General features: G+C 63.4%; 15 protein-coding genes. 10 read left to right on the top strand and 5 right to left on the bottom strand.

Annotation, left to right across the window (positions count from 1 at the left end; genetic code table 11):
- The first annotated feature begins 55 nt into the window (after window positions 1-55).
- Window positions 56-1,387, top strand: coding sequence for a DEAD/DEAH box helicase (locus JV551A3_RS27580; RefSeq protein ID WP_133975601.1), 1,332 nt, complete (start codon window positions 56-58; stop codon window positions 1,385-1,387).
- Window positions 1,388-1,504: 117 nt separating this feature from the next.
- On the opposite strand, the gene JV551A3_RS27575 is transcribed toward JV551A3_RS27580, so the two are convergent.
- The 3 genes from JV551A3_RS27575 to pmrG all read right to left on the bottom strand — a co-directional run bounded on the left by JV551A3_RS27575 (window position 1,505) and on the right by pmrG (window position 4,678).
- A complete protein-coding gene (locus tag JV551A3_RS27575) occupies window positions 1,505-2,746 on the bottom strand; it encodes a TIGR03862 family flavoprotein (RefSeq protein WP_133975598.1) in 1,242 nt (413 codons plus the stop codon).
- Window positions 2,747-2,893: 147 nt separating this feature from the next.
- Window positions 2,894-3,808, bottom strand: a complete 915-nt coding sequence (locus JV551A3_RS27570; protein WP_061303542.1) for a histone deacetylase family protein — start codon at window positions 3,806-3,808, stop codon at window positions 2,894-2,896.
- Window positions 3,809-3,991: 183 nt separating this feature from the next.
- Window positions 3,992-4,678: a lipopolysaccharide core heptose(II)-phosphate phosphatase PmrG gene (gene pmrG, locus JV551A3_RS27565; protein ID WP_133975596.1), complete on the bottom strand. Its 687-nt coding sequence runs from the start codon at window positions 4,676-4,678 to the stop codon at window positions 3,992-3,994.
- Window positions 4,679-4,856: 178 nt separating this feature from the next.
- On the opposite strand from pmrG, the gene JV551A3_RS27560 reads away from it, so the two are divergent.
- The 4 genes from JV551A3_RS27560 to JV551A3_RS27545 all read left to right on the top strand — a co-directional run bounded on the left by JV551A3_RS27560 (window position 4,857) and on the right by JV551A3_RS27545 (window position 8,154).
- On the top strand, window positions 4,857-5,426 hold the full coding sequence (locus JV551A3_RS27560) for a GNAT family N-acetyltransferase (protein WP_133975594.1): 570 nt from the start codon (window positions 4,857-4,859) through the stop codon (window positions 5,424-5,426).
- 96 nt (window positions 5,427-5,522) lie between these two features.
- Window positions 5,523-6,392, top strand: a complete 870-nt coding sequence (gene tesB, locus JV551A3_RS27555; RefSeq protein WP_133975592.1) for an acyl-CoA thioesterase II — start codon at window positions 5,523-5,525, stop codon at window positions 6,390-6,392.
- Complete coding sequence (locus JV551A3_RS27550) at window positions 6,389-6,979, top strand: HAD family hydrolase (RefSeq protein ID WP_133975590.1); 591 nt, start codon at window positions 6,389-6,391, stop codon at window positions 6,977-6,979. Before tesB ends, JV551A3_RS27550 begins: the two co-directional genes overlap by 4 nt.
- A 164-nt stretch (window positions 6,980-7,143) precedes the next feature.
- The gene (locus JV551A3_RS27545; RefSeq protein ID WP_133975589.1) at window positions 7,144-8,154 is read left to right on the top strand and encodes a zinc-dependent alcohol dehydrogenase family protein; all 1,011 of its coding nucleotides are present in this window, start codon (window positions 7,144-7,146) and stop codon (window positions 8,152-8,154) included.
- Window positions 8,155-8,304: 150 nt separating this feature from the next.
- Here JV551A3_RS27545 and JV551A3_RS27540 read toward each other — a convergent pair whose 3' ends face one another.
- A complete protein-coding gene (locus tag JV551A3_RS27540; RefSeq protein ID WP_133975586.1) occupies window positions 8,305-9,012 on the bottom strand; it encodes a FadR/GntR family transcriptional regulator in 708 nt (235 codons plus the stop codon).
- Between the two features lie 261 nt (window positions 9,013-9,273).
- Here JV551A3_RS27540 and JV551A3_RS27535 point away from each other — a divergent pair, with 261 nt between their 5' ends.
- The 4 genes from JV551A3_RS27535 to JV551A3_RS27520 all read left to right on the top strand — a co-directional run bounded on the left by JV551A3_RS27535 (window position 9,274) and on the right by JV551A3_RS27520 (window position 14,991).
- Complete coding sequence (locus JV551A3_RS27535; protein ID WP_133975584.1) at window positions 9,274-10,626, top strand: MFS transporter; 1,353 nt, start codon at window positions 9,274-9,276, stop codon at window positions 10,624-10,626.
- Between the two features lie 19 nt (window positions 10,627-10,645).
- Entirely contained in the window at window positions 10,646-11,992 is a 1,347-nt protein-coding gene (gene gudD, locus JV551A3_RS27530; protein WP_133975582.1) for a glucarate dehydratase, read from the top strand.
- Between the two features lie 420 nt (window positions 11,993-12,412).
- Window positions 12,413-13,804, top strand: a complete 1,392-nt coding sequence (gene gabP / locus JV551A3_RS27525) for a GABA permease (RefSeq protein WP_112253584.1) — start codon at window positions 12,413-12,415, stop codon at window positions 13,802-13,804.
- Window positions 13,805-13,947: 143 nt separating this feature from the next.
- A complete protein-coding gene (locus JV551A3_RS27520) occupies window positions 13,948-14,991 on the top strand; it encodes a PDDEXK nuclease domain-containing protein (protein WP_133975580.1) in 1,044 nt (347 codons plus the stop codon).
- 7 nt (window positions 14,992-14,998) lie between these two features.
- Here the strand turns inward: JV551A3_RS27520 and JV551A3_RS27515 are convergent, their stop codons facing one another.
- A complete protein-coding gene (locus JV551A3_RS27515) occupies window positions 14,999-15,868 on the bottom strand; it encodes a LysR family transcriptional regulator (protein ID WP_133975578.1) in 870 nt (289 codons plus the stop codon).
- Between the two features lie 440 nt (window positions 15,869-16,308).
- Here JV551A3_RS27515 and JV551A3_RS27510 point away from each other — a divergent pair, with 440 nt between their 5' ends.
- Window positions 16,309-17,847, top strand: coding sequence for an MFS transporter (locus JV551A3_RS27510; protein WP_133975576.1), 1,539 nt, complete (start codon window positions 16,309-16,311; stop codon window positions 17,845-17,847).
- Window positions 17,848-17,907: the final 60 nt, after the last annotated feature.

Below are 17,907 nucleotides of genomic sequence, written 5' to 3'. Positions count from 1 at the left end.
ACAGGGGCGATGCGGTAAACTTGCCGCCTTCGCTGAACCCCCTGACGGTATTGCCATGAATTTCGCCAAACTCGGCCTGATCGAACCGTTGCTGCGCACCCTGCAGCAACTGGACTACACCACCCCGACGCCGGTGCAGGCCAAGGCCATCCCCGCCGTGCTGGCCGGCCGCGACCTGATGGCCGCGGCCCAGACCGGCACCGGCAAAACAGCGGGTTTTGCCCTGCCTGTGCTGCAGCGCCTGGCGCTGGAAGGCGAGAAGGTGGCCAGCAACTCGATCCGCGCACTGGTGCTGGTGCCCACTCGTGAGCTGGCCGAGCAGGTGCACAACAACGTGCGCGAGTACGCCGAGAACCTGCCGTTGAGTACCTATGCGGTGTATGGCGGAGTCAGCATCAACCCGCAGATGATGCGCCTGCGCCGTGGTGTCGACCTGCTGGTGGCCACCCCAGGGCGCTTGCTCGACCTGTTCCGGCAGAACGCCGTGAAGTTCAACCAGGTGCAGACCCTGGTGCTGGACGAAGCCGACCGCATGCTCGACCTGGGCTTTGCCGAAGAGCTGCAGTCCGTGTACGCGGCGCTGCCACGCAAGCGCCAGACGTTGCTGTTCTCTGCCACTTTCTCCGACCAGATTCGCATGCTGGCGGGGCTGGCCCTGAATGACCCGCTGAGCATCGAAGTCAGCCCGCGCAATGCCACGGCCAGCAGCGTCAAGCAGTGGCTGGTGCCTGTGGATAAAAAGCGCAAGGTCGACCTGTTCTGCCACCTGCTGCGCAAGCAACGCTGGAAGCAGGTACTGGTGTTCGCCAAGACTCGCAATGGCGTCGATCAACTGGTGGAACGCTTGCTGGCCGAGGGTGTGAATGCCGACGGTATCCATGGTGACCGCCCGCAAGCTACCCGCCAGCGCGCGCTGGACAGCTTCAAGGCCCGCGAAATCCAGGTGCTGGTGGCGACCGATGTGGCGGCTCGCGGCCTGGATATCGATGACTTGCCGCTGGTGGTCAACCTTGACCTGCCGATCGTTGCCGAGGATTACGTGCACCGCATCGGGCGTACCGGGCGGGCGGGCAACAAGGGTGAGGCGATCTCGCTGGTGTGTGCCGATGAAGTGCAGCTGCTGGCGGCGATCGAAGTGCTGACCCGGCAGACCCTGCCGCGTCATGAAGAGCCGGACTTCATCCCTGACCACCGGGTGCCGATGACCGACGCCAGTGGCCAGGTGATCAAGAAACCGAAAAAGCCCAAGAAGCCGAAGGAAAACAGCGCCAAGCGCGGGTTGGGGCGCTGGATGGACAGCGCTGAAGCAGGCAGTGCGGAGCCGGCGGTGAAGGCGGTGCGCAAGGTGCCGAGCTTCAATGGTGGGCCGCGCAAGCGTAAGCCGTAGATTCGCGGCCTACACGGTCCCTGTGGGAGCGGGTTCACCCGCGAACACGGGCGAAGCCCGTGCCATACACCGCGTCGCATGTTTCGCGGGTGAACCCGCTCCCACAGGGGAGCGGTGTCAACCTCGGGATTTGAGCCAGCTTGCTGCCGCCCGCCCGGCGCGCAACCCGCTGGCAAAGCACGCGGTCAGCAAATACCCCCCGGTAGGCGCCTCCCAGTCCAGCATCTCGCCAGCACAGAACACCCCCGGCATGCCCTTTAGCATCAAGCCCTCATCCAGCCCCTCGAAACGCACCCCTCCCGCGCTGCTTATCGCCTCGTCCAGTGGCCGTGTGCGCACCAGCGTTATCGGCAAGGCCTTGATCGCCTTCGCCAAGGCATCAGGGTCGGCAAAGGTCGCCTGATCGGTCAGCTCGCGCAACAGCGCCGCCTTGACCCCATCGATACCCAGCTGGCTGTGCAGGTGCTTGGCCATGGAGCGCGAACCCCGTGGCTTGGCCAGCGCCCGGGCAATCTTGTCCACAGGCTTGTCCGGCAACAGGTCTAACAGCAACACCCCATGGCCCTCACGGTTGATGGCCTCGCGCACCGGAGCTGACCATGCATACACCAGGCTGCTTTCCACACCCTGCGCGGTCAGGATGAACTCACCCTTGCGCGGCGCGCTGCCGGGAATGCTGAGGGCAATGTTCTTCAACGGCGCACCGGCGAACTTGTCTTTGAGCAGCGCGCTCCAGCCTGCCACTTCAAAACCGCAGTTGCTGGGCTGCAATGGCGAGATATCCACAGCTCGTTCGGCCAGCAGCGGCTGCCAGCTGCCGTCAGAGCCCAGTCGCGCCCAGCTGCCGCCACCCAGCGCCAGCACCACCACGGCGGCCTTCACCAGCCGCTCGCCTTGTGGATAAGCAATCCGCAATGCTCCTTCGGCATTCCAGCCCAACCAGCGGTGACGGGTGTGGATAACTACGCCGCTGTCGCGCAGGCGCTTGAGCCAGGCGCGCAGCAGTGGCGCGGCTTTCATGTCGGTGGGAAATACCCGGTCTGAGGTGCCGACGAAGGTTTCGATGCCCAGCCCGTGAATCCACTGGCGCAAGGCGTCGGCATCGAAGTCTTGCAGCAGCGCAGCGATTTCGCCCTGGCGCTCGGCATACCGGCTGACGAACGCCGGGTAGGGCTCGGAATGGGTGATGTTCATGCCACCGACACCCGCCAGCAGGAACTTGCGGCCTACCGAAGGCATTGCATCGAACACCTCGACCGCTAGGCCCGCCTGGGCCAGTGCTTCGGCGGCCATCAGGCCGGCTGGGCCGCCGCCGATGACGACAGCGAGAGGAGGGGAGGCGTGGCTCAGATCAGGCATGGTGGGCAGCGGCTGTGGAAAAGAAGCGCATTCTAGCGCAGCGCGGCCTGTGGAAGCACTGATCAAAAAATGATCACTACTCTGCAGGCCTTGTTTGTAAAGGGCTGCAGCGCCTTTCCCGCAGGTTATCCACAAGCGGTTCCACAGTCATTGTGAACAACCGATGACGCGCGCCGCGCTGTGATGAAGGATGCCATGGCGCCTGGCCAGCGCTGCGCGATCCTTGCTGTAGCCACCGCCAATCACACCCACCACCGGGATGTCGCGGCCCAGGCAGTGGCGCAGCACTGCTTCGTCACGGGCGGCAACGCCTGCATCGGTTAGTTGCAGATAGCCCAGGGCGTCATCCTTGTGCACATCGACCCCGGCGTCATACAGCACCAGGTCCGGTCGATAGAGTGGCAGCAGGTAGTTGAGAGCGTCGTCCACCACCTTCAGGTAGGCCATGTCGCCCATACCGCGGGGCAGGGGGATGTCCCAATCGCTTTGTGCCTTGCGCGCCGGGAAGTTCTGTTCGCAATGCAGCGACACGGTGATGGCGTCTGGCGTGTCGTGCAGTATGCGCGCGGTGCCGTCACCCTGATGCACATCGCAGTCGAAGATCAGCACCCGGTGTACCCGGCCAGCTTCCAGCAGGTAGTGGCTGATCACGGCCAGGTCGTTGAAGATGCAAAAGCCGGCAGGGTGGTCGTAATGGGCGTGGTGGGTGCCGCCTGCAAGGTGGCAGGCAATGCCGTGCTGCAGCGCCATCTCGGCGCTCAGCAGCGAGCCACCTACGGCGCGCACGGTACGCCGGGCCAGGGCTTCGCTCCAGGGCAGGCCGAGGCGGCGCTGGTCCTCGCGCGACAGGTCGCCATTCATGTAGCGCTCGATGTAGCTGCGGTCGTGGGCCAGGGCAAGGATGTCGTTGGGGCATATGTCCGGGCGCAGCAGGGCCTGGTCGGTGGTGAGCCCGCTGTCGATCAAGTGGTCGTGCAGCAGGCGGAACTTGTCCATGGGGAAGCGGTGTTCGGCAGGGAACTCCGGGCTGTAGTCTTCGTGGTAGATCAGCGGCAACGGCATGGGTGAGGTCGCAATCGGGGCCAGTGCTGATCTTGCCATGAGCTTGCTGGCCGATCACGTGTAGGAGCAGCCTTGTGCTGCGAAAGGGCCGTCATGGAGGACAATTTTCTGTGGCGGTTATGGACTCTTCGCAGCACAAGGCTGCTCCTACAGGGAATAGTGACAGCCTGGACGATTGACGTGTTATTTCGCGATGCTGGCCAGCACCCGCTGCCAGTCCGGTTCGTTCAGGCGACCGAGAATGCGCGCCTTGCCATTGCCATCCACCGAAACGAACAGCGCACTGGCATAGCCGCTCTCACGCTCGCCACCCACAACATGCTGCTGGCGGGCGAAGTGATCGATGCAGCCGTTGTGAGTCACCAGCACCAGGTTGTGTCCGGGGCGTTTATGCGCCAGCGCTTCACTGGCGAACTGCTTGTCGCATCCCTCCAGCCAGTCCCCGCTGGCCACCGCCTGGCCAAGGATAAAATGCGCGGTTTGCCGAGTACGCAGTTTCGGGCTGCTGAGCATGTCGGCGTTGTCCAGGCCCAACCGGTGCAACCCCTGGCCAACGCGCCCGGCAGCCTGGCTGCCGGCCACGGTGATGCCGGTGGGGTCGTCCAGGCACGGGCCGGGGGCGCTGTCGCAGCGCTCGGCGTGGCGGATCATCACGATCACCGCACCGTCGGCCCAGTCCTGCAGCAGGCCGCTGTCACTCAATTGTCGATCGTTGCCAAGCTCCACGATGTGCGTCCTCGTCGCAAGCCAGGTGCTCAACGCCGCCACGACCATGCACAGGCCAAGGGCGGCACCGAGGGCTTTGCGGGTCAGGCGTCGCTTGCGCCGGGCGTGGATGGCAGGGTGCCCCAAGGTGTTGCTCGATAACATGTGTTGCTCCGTTGGCGTGGTCGCGGCCGGCGCGACGGTGTTGCTGGCATCCTGCCAACTGTCCTGTCGGGGGGCGGTGAAGGGCGTGTGAAAATTGCATTCGGGCGCGCCGGCTGGGTGAAACCGGCACCCGCGCCTACGCTGTAAACTGCAACACGGTAAAACCGGAGCACACCCGATGACCCCAATCCTGCAACTGGAAAGCGCGCGGCTGGTTCTGCGCCAATGGCACGACGACGACCTGCGCGAGTTCGCCGCCCTGTGTGCCGACCCGCAGGTGATGCGCTACTTCCCGGCGCCGCTGACCCGCCTGGAGGCAGCCGCGCTGATCGGCCGTGTGCGCGGGCATTTCAATGAGTACGGCTTTGGTTTGTGGGCCCTGGAGCGCAAGGACAGCGGTGCCTTCATCGGCATGACCGGGTTGCTGCACGTAGGGTTCGATGCCGATTTCACACCGGCGGTGGAGATCGGCTGGCGCCTGGCACGCCGTCACTGGGGCCTGGGTTTCGCCAGCGAGGCGGCGTGGACCTGCCTGCGCTGTGCTTTCGCCCAATTGCGCCTGGAGGAGGTGGTGTCGTTCACTAGCGAGAGCAACCTGCCGTCGCAAAAGGTCATGCAGGCCATCGGTATGCAGCAGGACCTGAATGGCAGTTTCGAACACCCCCGCCTGCCCGTGGGCCATCCGCTGCGCCCGCATGTGCTGTACCGCATCGACCGCGCTCACTGGGAGCGTACCCTGCGCGCCTGAATGCATGGCCATGCCCGGCGCGAATGACAAACCCTGTATCATTTGCCTTCATAAGAGTGCTGTAGAGACCTGTTTGCCTTGCTAGGAGAACCCCCGATGAGTCATGTGTTGGACGACCTGGTCGACCTGTTGAGCCTCGAGTCCATCGAGGAGAACCTGTTCCGTGGACGCAGCCAGGACCTGGGCTTTCGCCAGCTGTACGGCGGGCAGGTACTGGGCCAGTCGTTGTCGGCGGCCAGCCAGACGGTCGAGGATGCACGCCATGTGCATTCGTTGCACGGCTACTTCCTGCGCCCTGGCGATGCCAGCCTGCCGGTAGTGTATTCGGTGGACCGCGTGCGCGATGGCGGCAGCTTCAGCACCCGGCGGGTGACGGCGATTCAGAAGGGCCAGCCGATCTTCACCTGTAGCGCCTCGTTCCAGTACGACGAGGAAGGTTTCGGGCACCAGGCGCAGATGCCCGAGGTGGTCGGCCCGGAGAACCTGCCAACTGAAGTCGAGCTGGCCAGGGCCATGGCCGACCGGTTGCCCGAGCGCATTCGCGACAAGGTGTTGTGCGCCAAGCCGATCGAGATACGCCCGGTCACCGAACGCGACCCGTTCAACCCCAAGCCTGGCGACCCGGTGAAGTACGCCTGGTTCCGCGCCGACGGCAGCCTGCCCGATATCCCCGCCCTGCACAAATACATGCTGGCCTACGCCTCGGACTTTGGCCTGCTGACCACTTCGTTGCTGCCCCATGGCAAATCGGTGTGGCAACGTGACATGCAGATCGCCAGCCTCGACCATTCGCTGTGGTTCCATGGCAACCTGCGTGCCGATGAGTGGCTGCTGTACGCCACCGACAGCCCTTGGGCAGGCAATGCCCGCGGCTTCTGCCGCGGCAGCATCTTCAACCAGGCCGGGCAACTGGTGGCCTCGTCGTGCCAGGAAGGCCTGATTCGTCACCGCAAGGACTGGGCATGAGCCTGGGCGAACTGCGCAACTGGGTGTTCGACATGGACGGCACCCTGACCGTGGCCGTGCACGATTTTGCCGCTATCCGGGTGGCGCTGGATATCCCTGCCGAGCACGACATCCTCACCCACCTGGCAGCCTTGCCAGCGGATGAAGCGGCGGCCAAGCATGCCTGGCTGCTGGAGCATGAGCGTGACCTGGCAATTGCCTCCACAGCGGCCGCCGGGGCGGTGGAGCTGGTGCGCGAACTGGCCGAGCGTGGTTGCCGGCTGGGCATTTTGACCCGCAATGCCCGCGAGCTGGCGCATGTGACGCTGGAGGCCATCGGCCTGGCGGACTGCTTTCCGGTGGAGCACATTCTCGGGCGTGACGAAGCGGCGCCCAAGCCAAGCCCGGATGGGCTGTTGAAAATAGCCAATGCCTGGGGTGTGGCACCAGGTGAGCTGGTGATGGTGGGGGATTACCGGTTTGACCTGGACTGTGGGCGGGCCGCAGGGGCGCGCACGGTGCTGGTGAACCTGCCGGACAATCCGTGGCCGGAGCTGGTGGATTGGCATGCGGCCGATTGCCGGGCATTGAAGGTGATGCTGGGCTGAATTTTTGTGTCGCCTGTGCGGGCCTCTTCGCGGGTAAACCCGCTCCCACAGGGACCGCACCGAGCTCAAGACCAGCGCTCAACCTGTGGGAGCGGGTTCACCCGCGAAGAGGCCGGACCTGTCTATGCTGAACCCCAATCTATTCCCTGAACGGAGACCCACCCATGACCAACAAGGCCATCTACGTACAACCCGGCGGCGGCTACGACAAGGTCGAGGTCGGCACCTGCGAAGCCTCTGCACCCGAGGCCGGCGAGATCACCGTGCGCCTGCACGCCAGCTCTCTCAACTACCACGATTTCGCCGTGGTCAGCGGCATGTGGGGCCCGAGCGAGCGGCGCATCCCCATGGCCGATGGCGCTGGCGAGGTGGTCGCGGTGGGTAGCGGCGTCACCGAGTTCCAGGTCGGCGACAATGTGGTCAGCACTTTCTTCCCCGACTGGCTCGACGGGCAGGCCAATGTGGAAGGCTTCGCCAGGGTCCCCGGCGACGGTATCGATGGTTACGCCCGTGAACAGGTCACCGCTCGCGCCAGCGCCTTCACCCTGGCGCCCAAGGGCTTCAGCCATGCTGAAGCTGCCACGCTGACCACGGCCGGTCTCACTGCCTGGCGTGCGTTGATGAGCGACGACCACCTCAAGCCTGGCGATACAGTGCTGGTGCAGGGCACTGGCGGTGTGTCGATCTTCGCGCTGCAGTTTGCCAAGCTGGCCGGCGCGACGGTGATCGCCACCTCTTCCAGCGACGCCAAGCTGGAGCGCCTGAAGGCCTTGGGTGCCGATCACCTGATCAACTACAAGAGCACCCCGGCTTGGGGTGAGAAAGTGCGCGAGCTGACTGGCAACCGCGGTGTCGACCATGTGATCGAAGTAGGTGGCCCGGCGACGCTGGAGCAATCGATGATTGCCGCGCGCATTGGTGGGCATGTGTCGTTGATCGGCATCCTCACCGGCGTGGCCGGGCAGTTGCCGCTGGTGCAGGCGCTGGTGCGGCAGATTCGCCTGCAGGGCGTGCTGGTTGGCAGCCGTGCCCAGCAACAGGCGATGGTGCGGGCGATCGATGCCAATGGCCTGCGGCCAGTGGTAGACAAGCATTTCGAGTTGGAGCAGATCGTCGACGCATTCCGTTATCAGGAGAGCAACCGGCATTTCGGCAAGATCTGCCTGACCTGGTAACCAGGGCCCGACGCGGTTCTCTTTGTAGGAGCGGCCTTGTGTCGCGAAAGGGCTGCGAAGCGGCCCCAGCAATTTTTGCATAATCGCTGAAATCCTGGGGCCGCTCTGCGGCCCTTTCGCGACACAAGGCCGCTCCTACAGGGGATCGTGTCAGGCCTGTTCGGGCAGTAGCCGGTCGCGGCTATTGGACAGGTGCAGGCACATCGCTGCCCGCGCCGCGTCCGGGTCCTGCCGGCGGATGGCATTGAGGATCGCCTCATGCTCGAGGTTGGCCAGGTATGCCTGCCGCGCCAGCTTCGCCCCGCTACGTTCGGCCAAGGCCATGCGGTTGCGCGGGATCAGGCCGCTGCCCAGCTGCAACAGCATTTCAGTGAAGTACAGGTTGCCAGTGGCCTCGGCAATCAGCAGGTGAAAGCGCCGGTCGGCCTCGATACAGCTGTCGCCAGCGGCGGCCAAGTCCTGGTAGTCATCCAGCGCCTGGCGCATGCGCGTCAGGTGCCCCTCCTCGCGGCGTAGCGCAGCCAGGGCGGCGGCCTGGCCTTCCAGGCCGATGCGCAGCTCCAGCAGGTCGCGCACATTGGCTGCGCTTTCCGCAGCGATGCGCAGGCCGGGCTGGGCCTGGCGCTCCATCACGAACGTACCGATACCGTGGCGTGGCTCAACCAGCCCCGAGGCCTGCAGTTTGGACAAGGCCTCGCGAACCACGGTGCGGCTGACCCCATGCTCGCGCACCAGGCTGTTCTCCGAGGGCAACTTGTCGCCTGGTTTGAAGGTACCCAACAGGATCTGTTGCGTCAGGCTGGAGACCAGGTCATGGGCGCGGCTGTGGCCGCGTTTGTGGGCTTGCTCGGTGGCCATGGCGGTGTCCGATTATTGTTGTACTTGTACGACAAGTTAAACGATAAAAATATTTTTTGCCGATTTTTCCGATGCTCAAACCCGCCATTAGCCTGTTGGTTTTTGCAAGATAGGAGCATATAGGCATTATAGTGGCTTGTATTTTGCGATTTTTCCGATCTTGCCTATCTTGTCGTACAACTAGGCTGCGCATATGCTCCTTCCCACTGCCATGTCAGACAACCTCGACCCGCACAAAAACAATTAGTGGGAGATCCGCAAGTGAACGATACCCTCGCTCCGTCTGCCCGAAATGAAGGCGACGCCCTGGCCAGCGCCGTGGCCAAGGTCAAGCGCCACGTCCTGCCGCTGTTCGTCATCATGTTCATTGTCAATTATCTGGACCGCGTCAACATCGGCTTCGTCCGCCCGCACCTGGAAAGCGACCTGGGCATCAGCGCCGCGGCCTATGGCTTTGGCGCCGGCCTGTTCTTCATCGGCTACGCGTTGTTCGAGGTGCCCTCGAACATGCTGCTGCAGAAGGTCGGTGCACGGCTGTGGCTGACCCGCATCATGTTCACCTGGGGGCTGGTGGCCACGGCCATGGCCTTCGTGCAGAACGAAACCCAGTTCTACGTGCTGCGCTTTCTGCTGGGCGTTGCCGAAGCGGGCTTCTTCCCCGGGGTGATCTACTACTTCACCCGCTGGCTGCCGGCTGCCGAGCGTGGCAAGGCGATTGCCATCTTCCTCAGTGGTTCGGCATTGGCGTCGCTGATTTCCGGGCCGTTGGCCGGTGCACTTATGCAGATTCAGGGCCTGGGGCTGCATGGCTGGCAGTGGATGCTGTTCATCGAAGGCATGGCCTCGGTGACGCTGTGCTTCTTCGTGTTCTTCTGGCTCGACTCCAGGCCGCAGGACGCCAAGTGGCTGAGCCAGGCCGAGCAGGATGCACTGGTGGCCGCCATCGATCGCGAGCAGCTTGAGCGCGAAGCGGTCGGCGCGGTCAGGCCATCGGCCTGGAGCCTGCTCAAGGACCGCCAGATCCTGCTGTTCTGCCTGATTTACTTCTGCATTCAGCTGACCATCTATGCCGCCACGTTCTGGCTGCCGAGCATCATCAAGCGCATGGGTGACCTGAGCGACCTGCAGGTCGGCTTCTTCAATTCGATCCCGTGGCTGATTTCGATTCTGGCCATGTATGCCTTCGCCGCCGGTTCGGCGCGCTGGAAGTTCCAGCAGGCCTGGGTGGCAGGTGCGCTGGTAATCGCAGCCATCGGCATGTTCATGTCCACCACGGGTGGGCCTGTGTTCGCCTTTGTCGCGGTGTGCTTCGCGGCCATCGGTTTCAAGTCGGCGTCGTCACTGTTCTGGCCGATCCCGCAGGGCTACCTGGATGCCCGCATCGCCGCTGCGGTGATCGCGTTGATCAACTCGGTCGGCAACCTCGGCGGCTTCGTCGCCCCCACCACCTTCGGCCTGCTGGAGCAGCAGACCGGCTCGATCCAGGGCGGCCTGTACGGTCTGGCGGTGACTTCGGTGCTGGCGGCCATTGCCATCTTCTTCGTACGCACTCGCCCAAAGTGTGTCCCTTCCGATGATCTCAAGGCCCCTTCGGCCCTGGGTCAGAGCCATTGATGACTGCGAGACAACAACCATGAACATGCAGACCCTTCACACCAGCACCCCCGTGGTCACCGACCTGCGCGTGATCCCCGTCGCCGGGCACGACAGCATGCTGCTCAACCTCAGTGGTGCCCATGGCCCGTTCTTTACCCGCAACGTGGTGGTGCTGCGTGACAGCGCCGGCAATACCGGGTTGGGTGAGGTGCCCGGCGGCGAGAAGATCCGCCAGACCCTGGAAGACGCCCGCAGCCTGGTAGTCGGCCAGCCGATCGGCCATTACCAGCGTGTGCTCAATGCCATGCGCCAGACCTTCGCCAACCGTGATTCGGCTGGTCGTGGCCTGCAGACCTTCGACCTGCGCATCACCGTGCATGCGGTGACGGCCATCGAATCGGCGCTGCTCGACCTGCTCGGCCAGCATCTTGATGTGCCGATGGCCGCACTGCTGGGCGAAGGGCAGCAGCGCGAAGCAGTGAAGATGCTCGGTTACCTGTTCTACATCGGCGACCGCCAGCAGACCGACCTGGCCTACCGCAACGAAGCCGATGCCGAGGACGACTGGTTCCGCCTGCGCCACGAAAAAGCCCTGACCTCGGACGCGGTGGTGCGCCTGGCCGAGGCCGCCAAGGCGCGCTATGGCTTCAGCGACTTCAAGCTCAAGGGCGGGGTGTTGCGCGGCGAGGAGGAGATGGAAGCGGTAACGGCGCTGGCCGAACGTTTCCCCGAAGCACGCATCACCCTCGACCCGAATGGTGCCTGGTCATTGAAGGAGGCCATTGCCCTGTGCCGCGACAAGCACGATGTGCTGGCCTACGCCGAAGACCCGTGCGGTGCCGAGAACGGCTACTCGGGCCGTGAGGTGATGGCCGAGTTCCGTCGCGCCACCGGCCTGCCCACCGCCACCAACATGATCGCCACCGACTGGCGGCAGATGGGCCATGCGATCCAGTTGCAGTCGGTGGACATTCCGCTGGCCGACCCGCACTTCTGGACATTGCAGGGTTCAGTCCGGGTGGCGCAGATGTGCAACGACTGGGGGCTGACCTGGGGTTCGCATTCCAACAACCACTTCGATATCTCGCTGGCGATGTTCACCCAGGTGGCAGCTGCGGCGCCGGGTGAAATCACTGCGATCGATACCCACTGGATCTGGCAGGACGGCCAGTACCTGACCCGCGAACCGCTGCGCATCGTCGACGGGCATGTGCACGTGCCGGCACGGCCGGGGCTGGGGGTGGAACTGGATGAAGACCAATTGGCCAAGGCCCATGAGTGCTACCGCAACATGGGGTTGGGCGCGCGGGACGACAGCGTGGCGATGCAGTTCCTGATTCCGGGGTGGAGCTTCGATAACAAGCGGCCTTGCCTGGTGCGTTAAGGCTGCTGGCCTCTTCGCGGGCTTGCCCGCTCCCACAGGTACACCACAGGTCCTGAGGGTTGTGCGGTACCTGTGGGAGCGGGCGAGCCCGCGAAAGGGCCGTTACAGCCACAACACACCCAAATGAAAAACAAAAGCTCCAGACGGCCCGGTGACGCGATTGGGCATGCCATTCGCGACATCCGGCGTTAATGGAAACGCCCTGTCGTGATCGAACAGTTCCGGGGCGTTCTCGTGTAATTTCCCGCAGCCCTGGGGGGCTTAAATGAAGCCCGACCCGCATTGACATGTTGCTCTGTGACGCGTGCCAAATATCAACAACAGAGCGCGAGTAACGTGTCGACTTATTGATTTCAAAGGAGATATTTTCGCCTACGCCTGCCCGTCCATCCTTGTGTCAGCAAAAAGAGAACAACATCAATGAACACCGTGGGATCTGATGGCAACCTTGCACAAGGTTTCAAGCCACGTCATGTAACGATGCTGTCCATCGCCGGCATCATCGGCGCCGGACTTTTCGTCGGCTCTGGCCACGCCATCGCGGCAGCCGGGCCAGCTACCATAATTTCCTATTTCGTGGCCGGGACCCTGGTGGTACTGGTCATGCGCATGCTCGGCGAAATGGCCGTTGCACACCCGGACACCGGATCGTTTTCCACCTACGCCGAGCAGGCCATCGGCCGCTGGGCCGGCTACACCATCGGCTGGCTGTACTGGTGGTTCTGGGTACTGGTAATCCCGATCGAAGCATTGGCCGCCGGGCATGTTCTGAACGCCTGGTTCCCGCAGGTGGACAGCTGGATATTCGCCTTGGCTTCGGTGCTGCTGTTGGCCGGTACCAACCTGTTCAGCGTGGCCAAGTACGGTGAGTTCGAGTTCTGGTTCGCCATCCTCAAGGTCACGGCAATTCTCGGTTTCATCGGCCTGGGTTTCGCTGCGCTGATGGGCTGGCTGCCCAATCGCGAGGTCAGCGGCCTGAGCGGCCTGATGGCCGAGCACGGCGGCTTCGCGCCGAAGGGCTGGTCGGCCGTGGTCGGTGCGTTCATCACCGTGATGTTCAGCTTCATCGGCACCGAAGCGGTGACCATCGCAGCTTCCGAATCCAGCGACCCGTCGCGCAACATCGCCAAGGCCACTCGCTCGGTGATCTGGCGCATCAGCACCTTCTACATCCTGTCGATCTTCGTGATCATTTCGGTGGTGCCGTGGAACGACCCGCAGCTGGCGGTGGTGGGCTCCTACCAGCGTGCGCTGGAGATCATGAACATCCCCAACGCTGCCTTCATGGTCGACCTGGTGGTGCTGGTGGCAGTGACCAGCTGCATGAACTCTTCGATCTACATCGCCTCGCGGATGATGTACTCGCTGGCCAAGCGCGGTGATGCGCCGGCCATGCTCAACAAGACCTCCAAGGTGGGTGTACCGCGTGCTGCGGTGTTCGGCAGCACACTGATCGGCGCGGCCATTGCCATCCTCAACTACTTCGCGCCGAAGGGCGTATTCGAGTTCCTGCTGGCCAGCTCCGGCGCCATTGCCTTGCTGGTGTACATGGTCATCGCCATTTCGCAGCTGCGCATGCGCCGCCGCCTGGAGCGGGAAAACACCGAGCTGAAGTTCCGCATGTGGCTGTTCCCGTACCTGACCTGGGCGGTGATCCTGTTCATTGGCGGGGCATTGGCGGTAATGATGTACACGCCTGAACACCGGGCAGAAGTGAGCTCGACATTGGGCCTGGCGATCGTGATTTCCTTCCTGGGGATCGTGACCACGCGGGGCAACGCGCAACCGGTGGGGGTGCGTTCGATGGGGTGATTGAGTTCACCTGGCGGTAGGGCAAAGGGCACCAGTGGATGGTGCCCTTTGTTTTTTTGAAACACTTGTTCGGTGTCGTTGACGCTCGAACGGCGACTCACCGGGCGTAGACTCCCTTTCGAATTCATAAAGGGAGTCGATGCATGAGCGCTGAACAACAAGACCCACAAGCGCCGCCGGCCCTTCCTTTGGTAAAGGATGACCGTTTTGAGGAAGTGTTGGCGTTGATTCAAGGCGCCAGGCAGCGGGTGGCGCAGGCGGTCAATACTCAGTTGATCGATTTGTACTGGCAGGTGGGAGCCTACATTAGTCGAAAGCTGGAGAGGGCTGAATGGGGGGATTCGGTGGTAAGCCAGCTGGCTGCTCACCTTGCTCAGACGCAGCCGGGTCTACGTGGTTTTACCAGGCCTAACCTGTTTCGTATGCGTCAATTCTACGAGGCGTATCGCCACGATGAAAAAGTCTCAGCACTGCTGAGACAATTGCCGTGGACTCATAATTTGACGATCCTCAGCCAGAGCAAGCTTCCCCAGGAGCGCGAGTTCTACCTGCGCATGGCAGTACAGGAAAAGTGGTCAAGCCGAGAGTTGGAAAGGCAATTCAAGGCCTCGCTTTTTGAGCGCAGCGTCGCAAGCCCGGCGAGGGCTTCGGCAGCACTGCGGCAGGACTACCCGGCAGCCATGGAGGTTTTCCGAGATGCCTACATGGTTGAGTTCCTCGGCCTGCCTAGGGATCATGCCGAAGCAGACCTGCATGGCGCATTGATAGACCGGCTAAAAGAGTTCCTGAGCGAACTGGGCCGGGATTTCTGCTTCGTCGGCTCTCAATATCCACTTCAGGTTGGCGGCCGGGACTTCGCACTGGACTTGCTGTTCTTCCACCGCGGCCTCAACTGCCTGGTGGTGATCGAACTGAAGGTCGGTCGCTTCGAACCTGAGTATCTGGGCAAGCTCGATTTTTATCTGGAGGCGCTGGATCGCAATGAGCGTAAGCCTCATGAAAACCCTGCCATCGGCGTGTTGCTATGTGCCAGCAGGGACGACGAGGTGGTCGAGTACGCACTTAATCGCAGTTTGTCTCCAGCGCTGATTGCGGAGTATCAAACGCGCTTGCCGGACAAGGCACTGCTGCAAGCCAAGCTGCATGAGTTCTATGCCTTGGGCGCTGCTGAGGAACAGGGCGCATGAGCACCCATCAAATGCCGCACTTCACGCTTTCCACATAACGCATCACCGCCGGCGCTTTCTCGAAGCGCCGGTGGATCAGGCTAAGCCACGAGCTGGCCTGGCAGTCGACAATACGCCGGTAGTTCACCTGCGGCAGGCTGATGCGTTGCACCACCGATTCCGGCACTACTGCGATGCCTTGGCCGAGTGACACCAGGGTGATCACCGCCACCAGGCTACCCGGCTGTGGGCCGAGCCTCGGGACGAAGCCACCTTGTGCGGCCACCTCCAGCGTGCCGGAGATCTGTTCGGGCAGGATGAAGGTTTCATTGGCCAGGCGCGAGGCCGGGATCTGTGGCACTTCATTGATCCGCGAGCTTGCGGGCAGGGCGAGGACGAAACCTTCCTGGTGCAAGGCGATGGCTTCGAGTTCTTCCGGCAGCTTCATCGGCGAGCGCACATAGGCAAGGTCGAGCAGGCCATCGCGGACCATGCCGGGCAGTTCGGCCATCGGCAGTTCGCGAATGTTCAGGCGCACGCCGGGGCAGGTTTCGCTGTAGCGGCTGACCTGCTGCTGGAGCATGCCCGAGTACGCGGCCGAGGCCACATAGCCGAGTTCGATACGCCCGCTTTCGCCACGGGCGGCCCGTTGCGCGCCCAGTTGTGCAGCATCGAACTGGCGTACGGCATGTTCGGCCTCGATAAACAGGGCCTGGCCGGCGGCGGTGAGGTTGACCTCACGCTGGTTGCGCTCGAACAGGCGTACGCCCAGTTCGCGCTCCATATCCTGGATCTGCCGGCTGAGGGTGGGCGGGGCAATGCCCAGTTGCTCGGCGGCGCGGGTGAAGTGACCGTGGCGGGCGACGCAGAGAAAGTAGCGGAAATGGCGGATTTCCATGGGTGTTACCTGCAGGGTAATGACGCGGGTCGCCGGGGCTAACAAAGCTCGGGGTCGGCGGCGTTATGGTGACGTCAACACTACAAGGCTGGTGGCTTGGCGGCAAAGACTGCCTGGGATTGCAGGGGACCGCTTTGCGGTCCATCGCAGGCAAGCCAGCTCCCACAGGTGCTGCACAACCTTCGAAAGCGATGCCGTACTTGTGGGAGCCAACACTACAAGGCTGGTGGCTTGGCGGCAAAGGCTGCCTGGGGATTGCAGGGGGCCGCTTCGTGGTCCATCGCAGGCAAGCCAGCTCCCACAGGTGCTGCACAACCTTCGAGAGCGATCCCGTACTTGTGGGAGCTGGCTTGCCTGCGATGGGCTGCAAAGTAGCCCTGGCGATCTTGCAGTTAAACGGCACTCTCCAAGCCAACCAGCTCAGCTTCTGGAGCCTCACCATGCCCTCTGCGCGTTTCACCCTGCTCACCGCTTCCCTGGTCTGCGCCCTGATCATCCTCGACACCAACATCGTCGCGGTCAGCCTGCCCAGCATCGCCCGCGACCTGTCCGGCTCGTTCGCCGATATCGAATGGGTGGTCAGCGCCTACCTGCTGGCCTTCGCCGCCTGCCTGCTGCCTGCCGGCAGCCTGGCCGACCGCTTCGGCCGGCGGCGCATGCTGCTGCTCGGCCTGGCCCTGTTCGGCATCGCCTCGCTGGCCTGTGGCGCGGCGCCAAGCCTGCTGTTCCTCGACCTGGCCAGGGCCGCCAAGGGCGTTGGTGCGGCGTTGCTGCTGACCTCGGCCCTGGCCGCGATCGGCAACCGCTTTCACCAACCCCAGGAACGCATGCGCGCCTGGGCGTTCTGGGGCGCCTGCATGGGCGCCACCATTACCTTTGCGCCGTTGCTGGGCGGGCTGATCGCCAGCACCCTTGGTTGGCGCTGGATCTTCTACATCAACCTGCCGCTGGTGGCAGTGCTTGCAGTGATGGTGCTGCGCAGTGTCGAAGAGTCCCGTGACAGCGCTGCGGCCCGGCTCGACCCATGGGGCAGCCTGACTTTCGCCGGCAGCCTGGGTTACCTGATCTGGGCGATGATCGATGCCAACCAGGTAGGCTGGGGCGGTGCGCAAACTTTGGGGCGGCTGGTGATCAGCGCCTTCCTGTTCGGCCTGTTCGTCATGGTCGAGCGCAGCCAGGAACGACCGATGATCGACCTGCGACTGATACGTAGCGGGCGTTTCGTCGGCGCCTTGCTGGGCATGTTCGCCTACGCAGCCTGCGCCCAGGTGATGATGACCCTGCTGCCGCTGTACCTGCAGAACGGCCTGCAATTGTCGGCCTTGGCCGCAGGGGCTGGCATGCTGCCGTTTGCCGTGGCCATGCTGCTGACGCCACGCCTGGGCATGCGTCTGGCTGCGCACTTGAGCCCGGCGCAGGTGTTCGCACTTGGCCTGGTATTGGTCGGGGTGGGTAACCTGCTATGTGCCTGGGCCACGCAGCAGGGCGGTTACGGTGCATTCGCCCTGGCCAGCCTGGTGCTGGGCGCTGGCGCCGGGCTGCTGAATGGCGACACGCAGAAGAACATCATGGCTTGCGTACCGCGTGAGCGTACCGGCATGGCTTCGGGGTTGAGTACAACCACGCGGTTCGGGGCGATCGTGCTGGCCATCGCTGGGCTGGGTGGTGTGCTGGCTGCGCGTAGTGAGCAGTTGCTGCATGAGTCCGTGGCTGCCGTGGCGCCTGGGCAATCGGGCCAGGTTGCCGCAATGGCTGCGCGGGTTGCCGCTGGTGATTTGCAGGCGGCATTGGCGTTGTTTGAGCCCGGGTTGCGAGAAGCGGTGGCACCCTTGGCCCGCCAAGCGTTCATCGGGGGCTTCGAAGCCGTGTTGCAAGTCGCTGGTGTGGCGGCGCTGTTGTTCGCGATGCTGGTCGGCGTGTTGCTGAGCCGACCGCTGCCAGCCCTGCCGGAGGCTTTGCTGGCTGAAGGGAAATCATGACGCGTGCGCAGGAGCACCACGATACAGTGACTAGGGGCATCAAGCCCCTGGTTGCGGCAT

This window comes from Pseudomonas inefficax (assembly GCF_900277125.1).
Taxonomy (GTDB): Bacteria; Pseudomonadota; Gammaproteobacteria; order Pseudomonadales; family Pseudomonadaceae; genus Aquipseudomonas; species Aquipseudomonas inefficax.
The sequence above is the reverse complement of the archived record's forward strand: the minus strand, read 5'-3'. Positions and strand labels throughout refer to the sequence as shown.

What these genes read in the sequence shown, in the direction of transcription:
- JV551A3_RS27580 (WP_133975601.1), top strand. Translation starts at nt 56, where the DNA reads ATGAATTTCGCCAAACTCGGCCTGATCGAACCGTTGCTGCGCACCCTG.
- JV551A3_RS27575 (WP_133975598.1), bottom strand. Translation starts at nt 2,746, where the DNA reads ATGCCTGATCTGAGCCACGCCTCCCCTCCTCTCGCTGTCGTCATCGGC.
- JV551A3_RS27570 (WP_061303542.1), bottom strand. Translation starts at nt 3,808, where the DNA reads ATGCCGTTGCCGCTGATCTACCACGAAGACTACAGCCCGGAGTTCCCT.
- pmrG (WP_133975596.1), bottom strand. Translation starts at nt 4,678, where the DNA reads ATGTTATCGAGCAACACCTTGGGGCACCCTGCCATCCACGCCCGGCGC.
- JV551A3_RS27560 (WP_133975594.1), top strand. Translation starts at nt 4,857, where the DNA reads ATGACCCCAATCCTGCAACTGGAAAGCGCGCGGCTGGTTCTGCGCCAA.
- tesB (WP_133975592.1), top strand. Translation starts at nt 5,523, where the DNA reads ATGAGTCATGTGTTGGACGACCTGGTCGACCTGTTGAGCCTCGAGTCC.
- JV551A3_RS27550 (WP_133975590.1), top strand. Translation starts at nt 6,389, where the DNA reads ATGAGCCTGGGCGAACTGCGCAACTGGGTGTTCGACATGGACGGCACC.
- JV551A3_RS27545 (WP_133975589.1), top strand. Translation starts at nt 7,144, where the DNA reads ATGACCAACAAGGCCATCTACGTACAACCCGGCGGCGGCTACGACAAG.
- JV551A3_RS27540 (WP_133975586.1), bottom strand. Translation starts at nt 9,012, where the DNA reads ATGGCCACCGAGCAAGCCCACAAACGCGGCCACAGCCGCGCCCATGAC.
- gudD (WP_133975582.1), top strand. Translation starts at nt 10,646, where the DNA reads ATGAACATGCAGACCCTTCACACCAGCACCCCCGTGGTCACCGACCTG.
- gabP (WP_112253584.1), top strand. Translation starts at nt 12,413, where the DNA reads ATGAACACCGTGGGATCTGATGGCAACCTTGCACAAGGTTTCAAGCCA.
- JV551A3_RS27520 (WP_133975580.1), top strand. Translation starts at nt 13,948, where the DNA reads ATGAGCGCTGAACAACAAGACCCACAAGCGCCGCCGGCCCTTCCTTTG.
- JV551A3_RS27515 (WP_133975578.1), bottom strand. Translation starts at nt 15,868, where the DNA reads ATGGAAATCCGCCATTTCCGCTACTTTCTCTGCGTCGCCCGCCACGGT.
- JV551A3_RS27510 (WP_133975576.1), top strand. Translation starts at nt 16,309, where the DNA reads ATGCCCTCTGCGCGTTTCACCCTGCTCACCGCTTCCCTGGTCTGCGCC.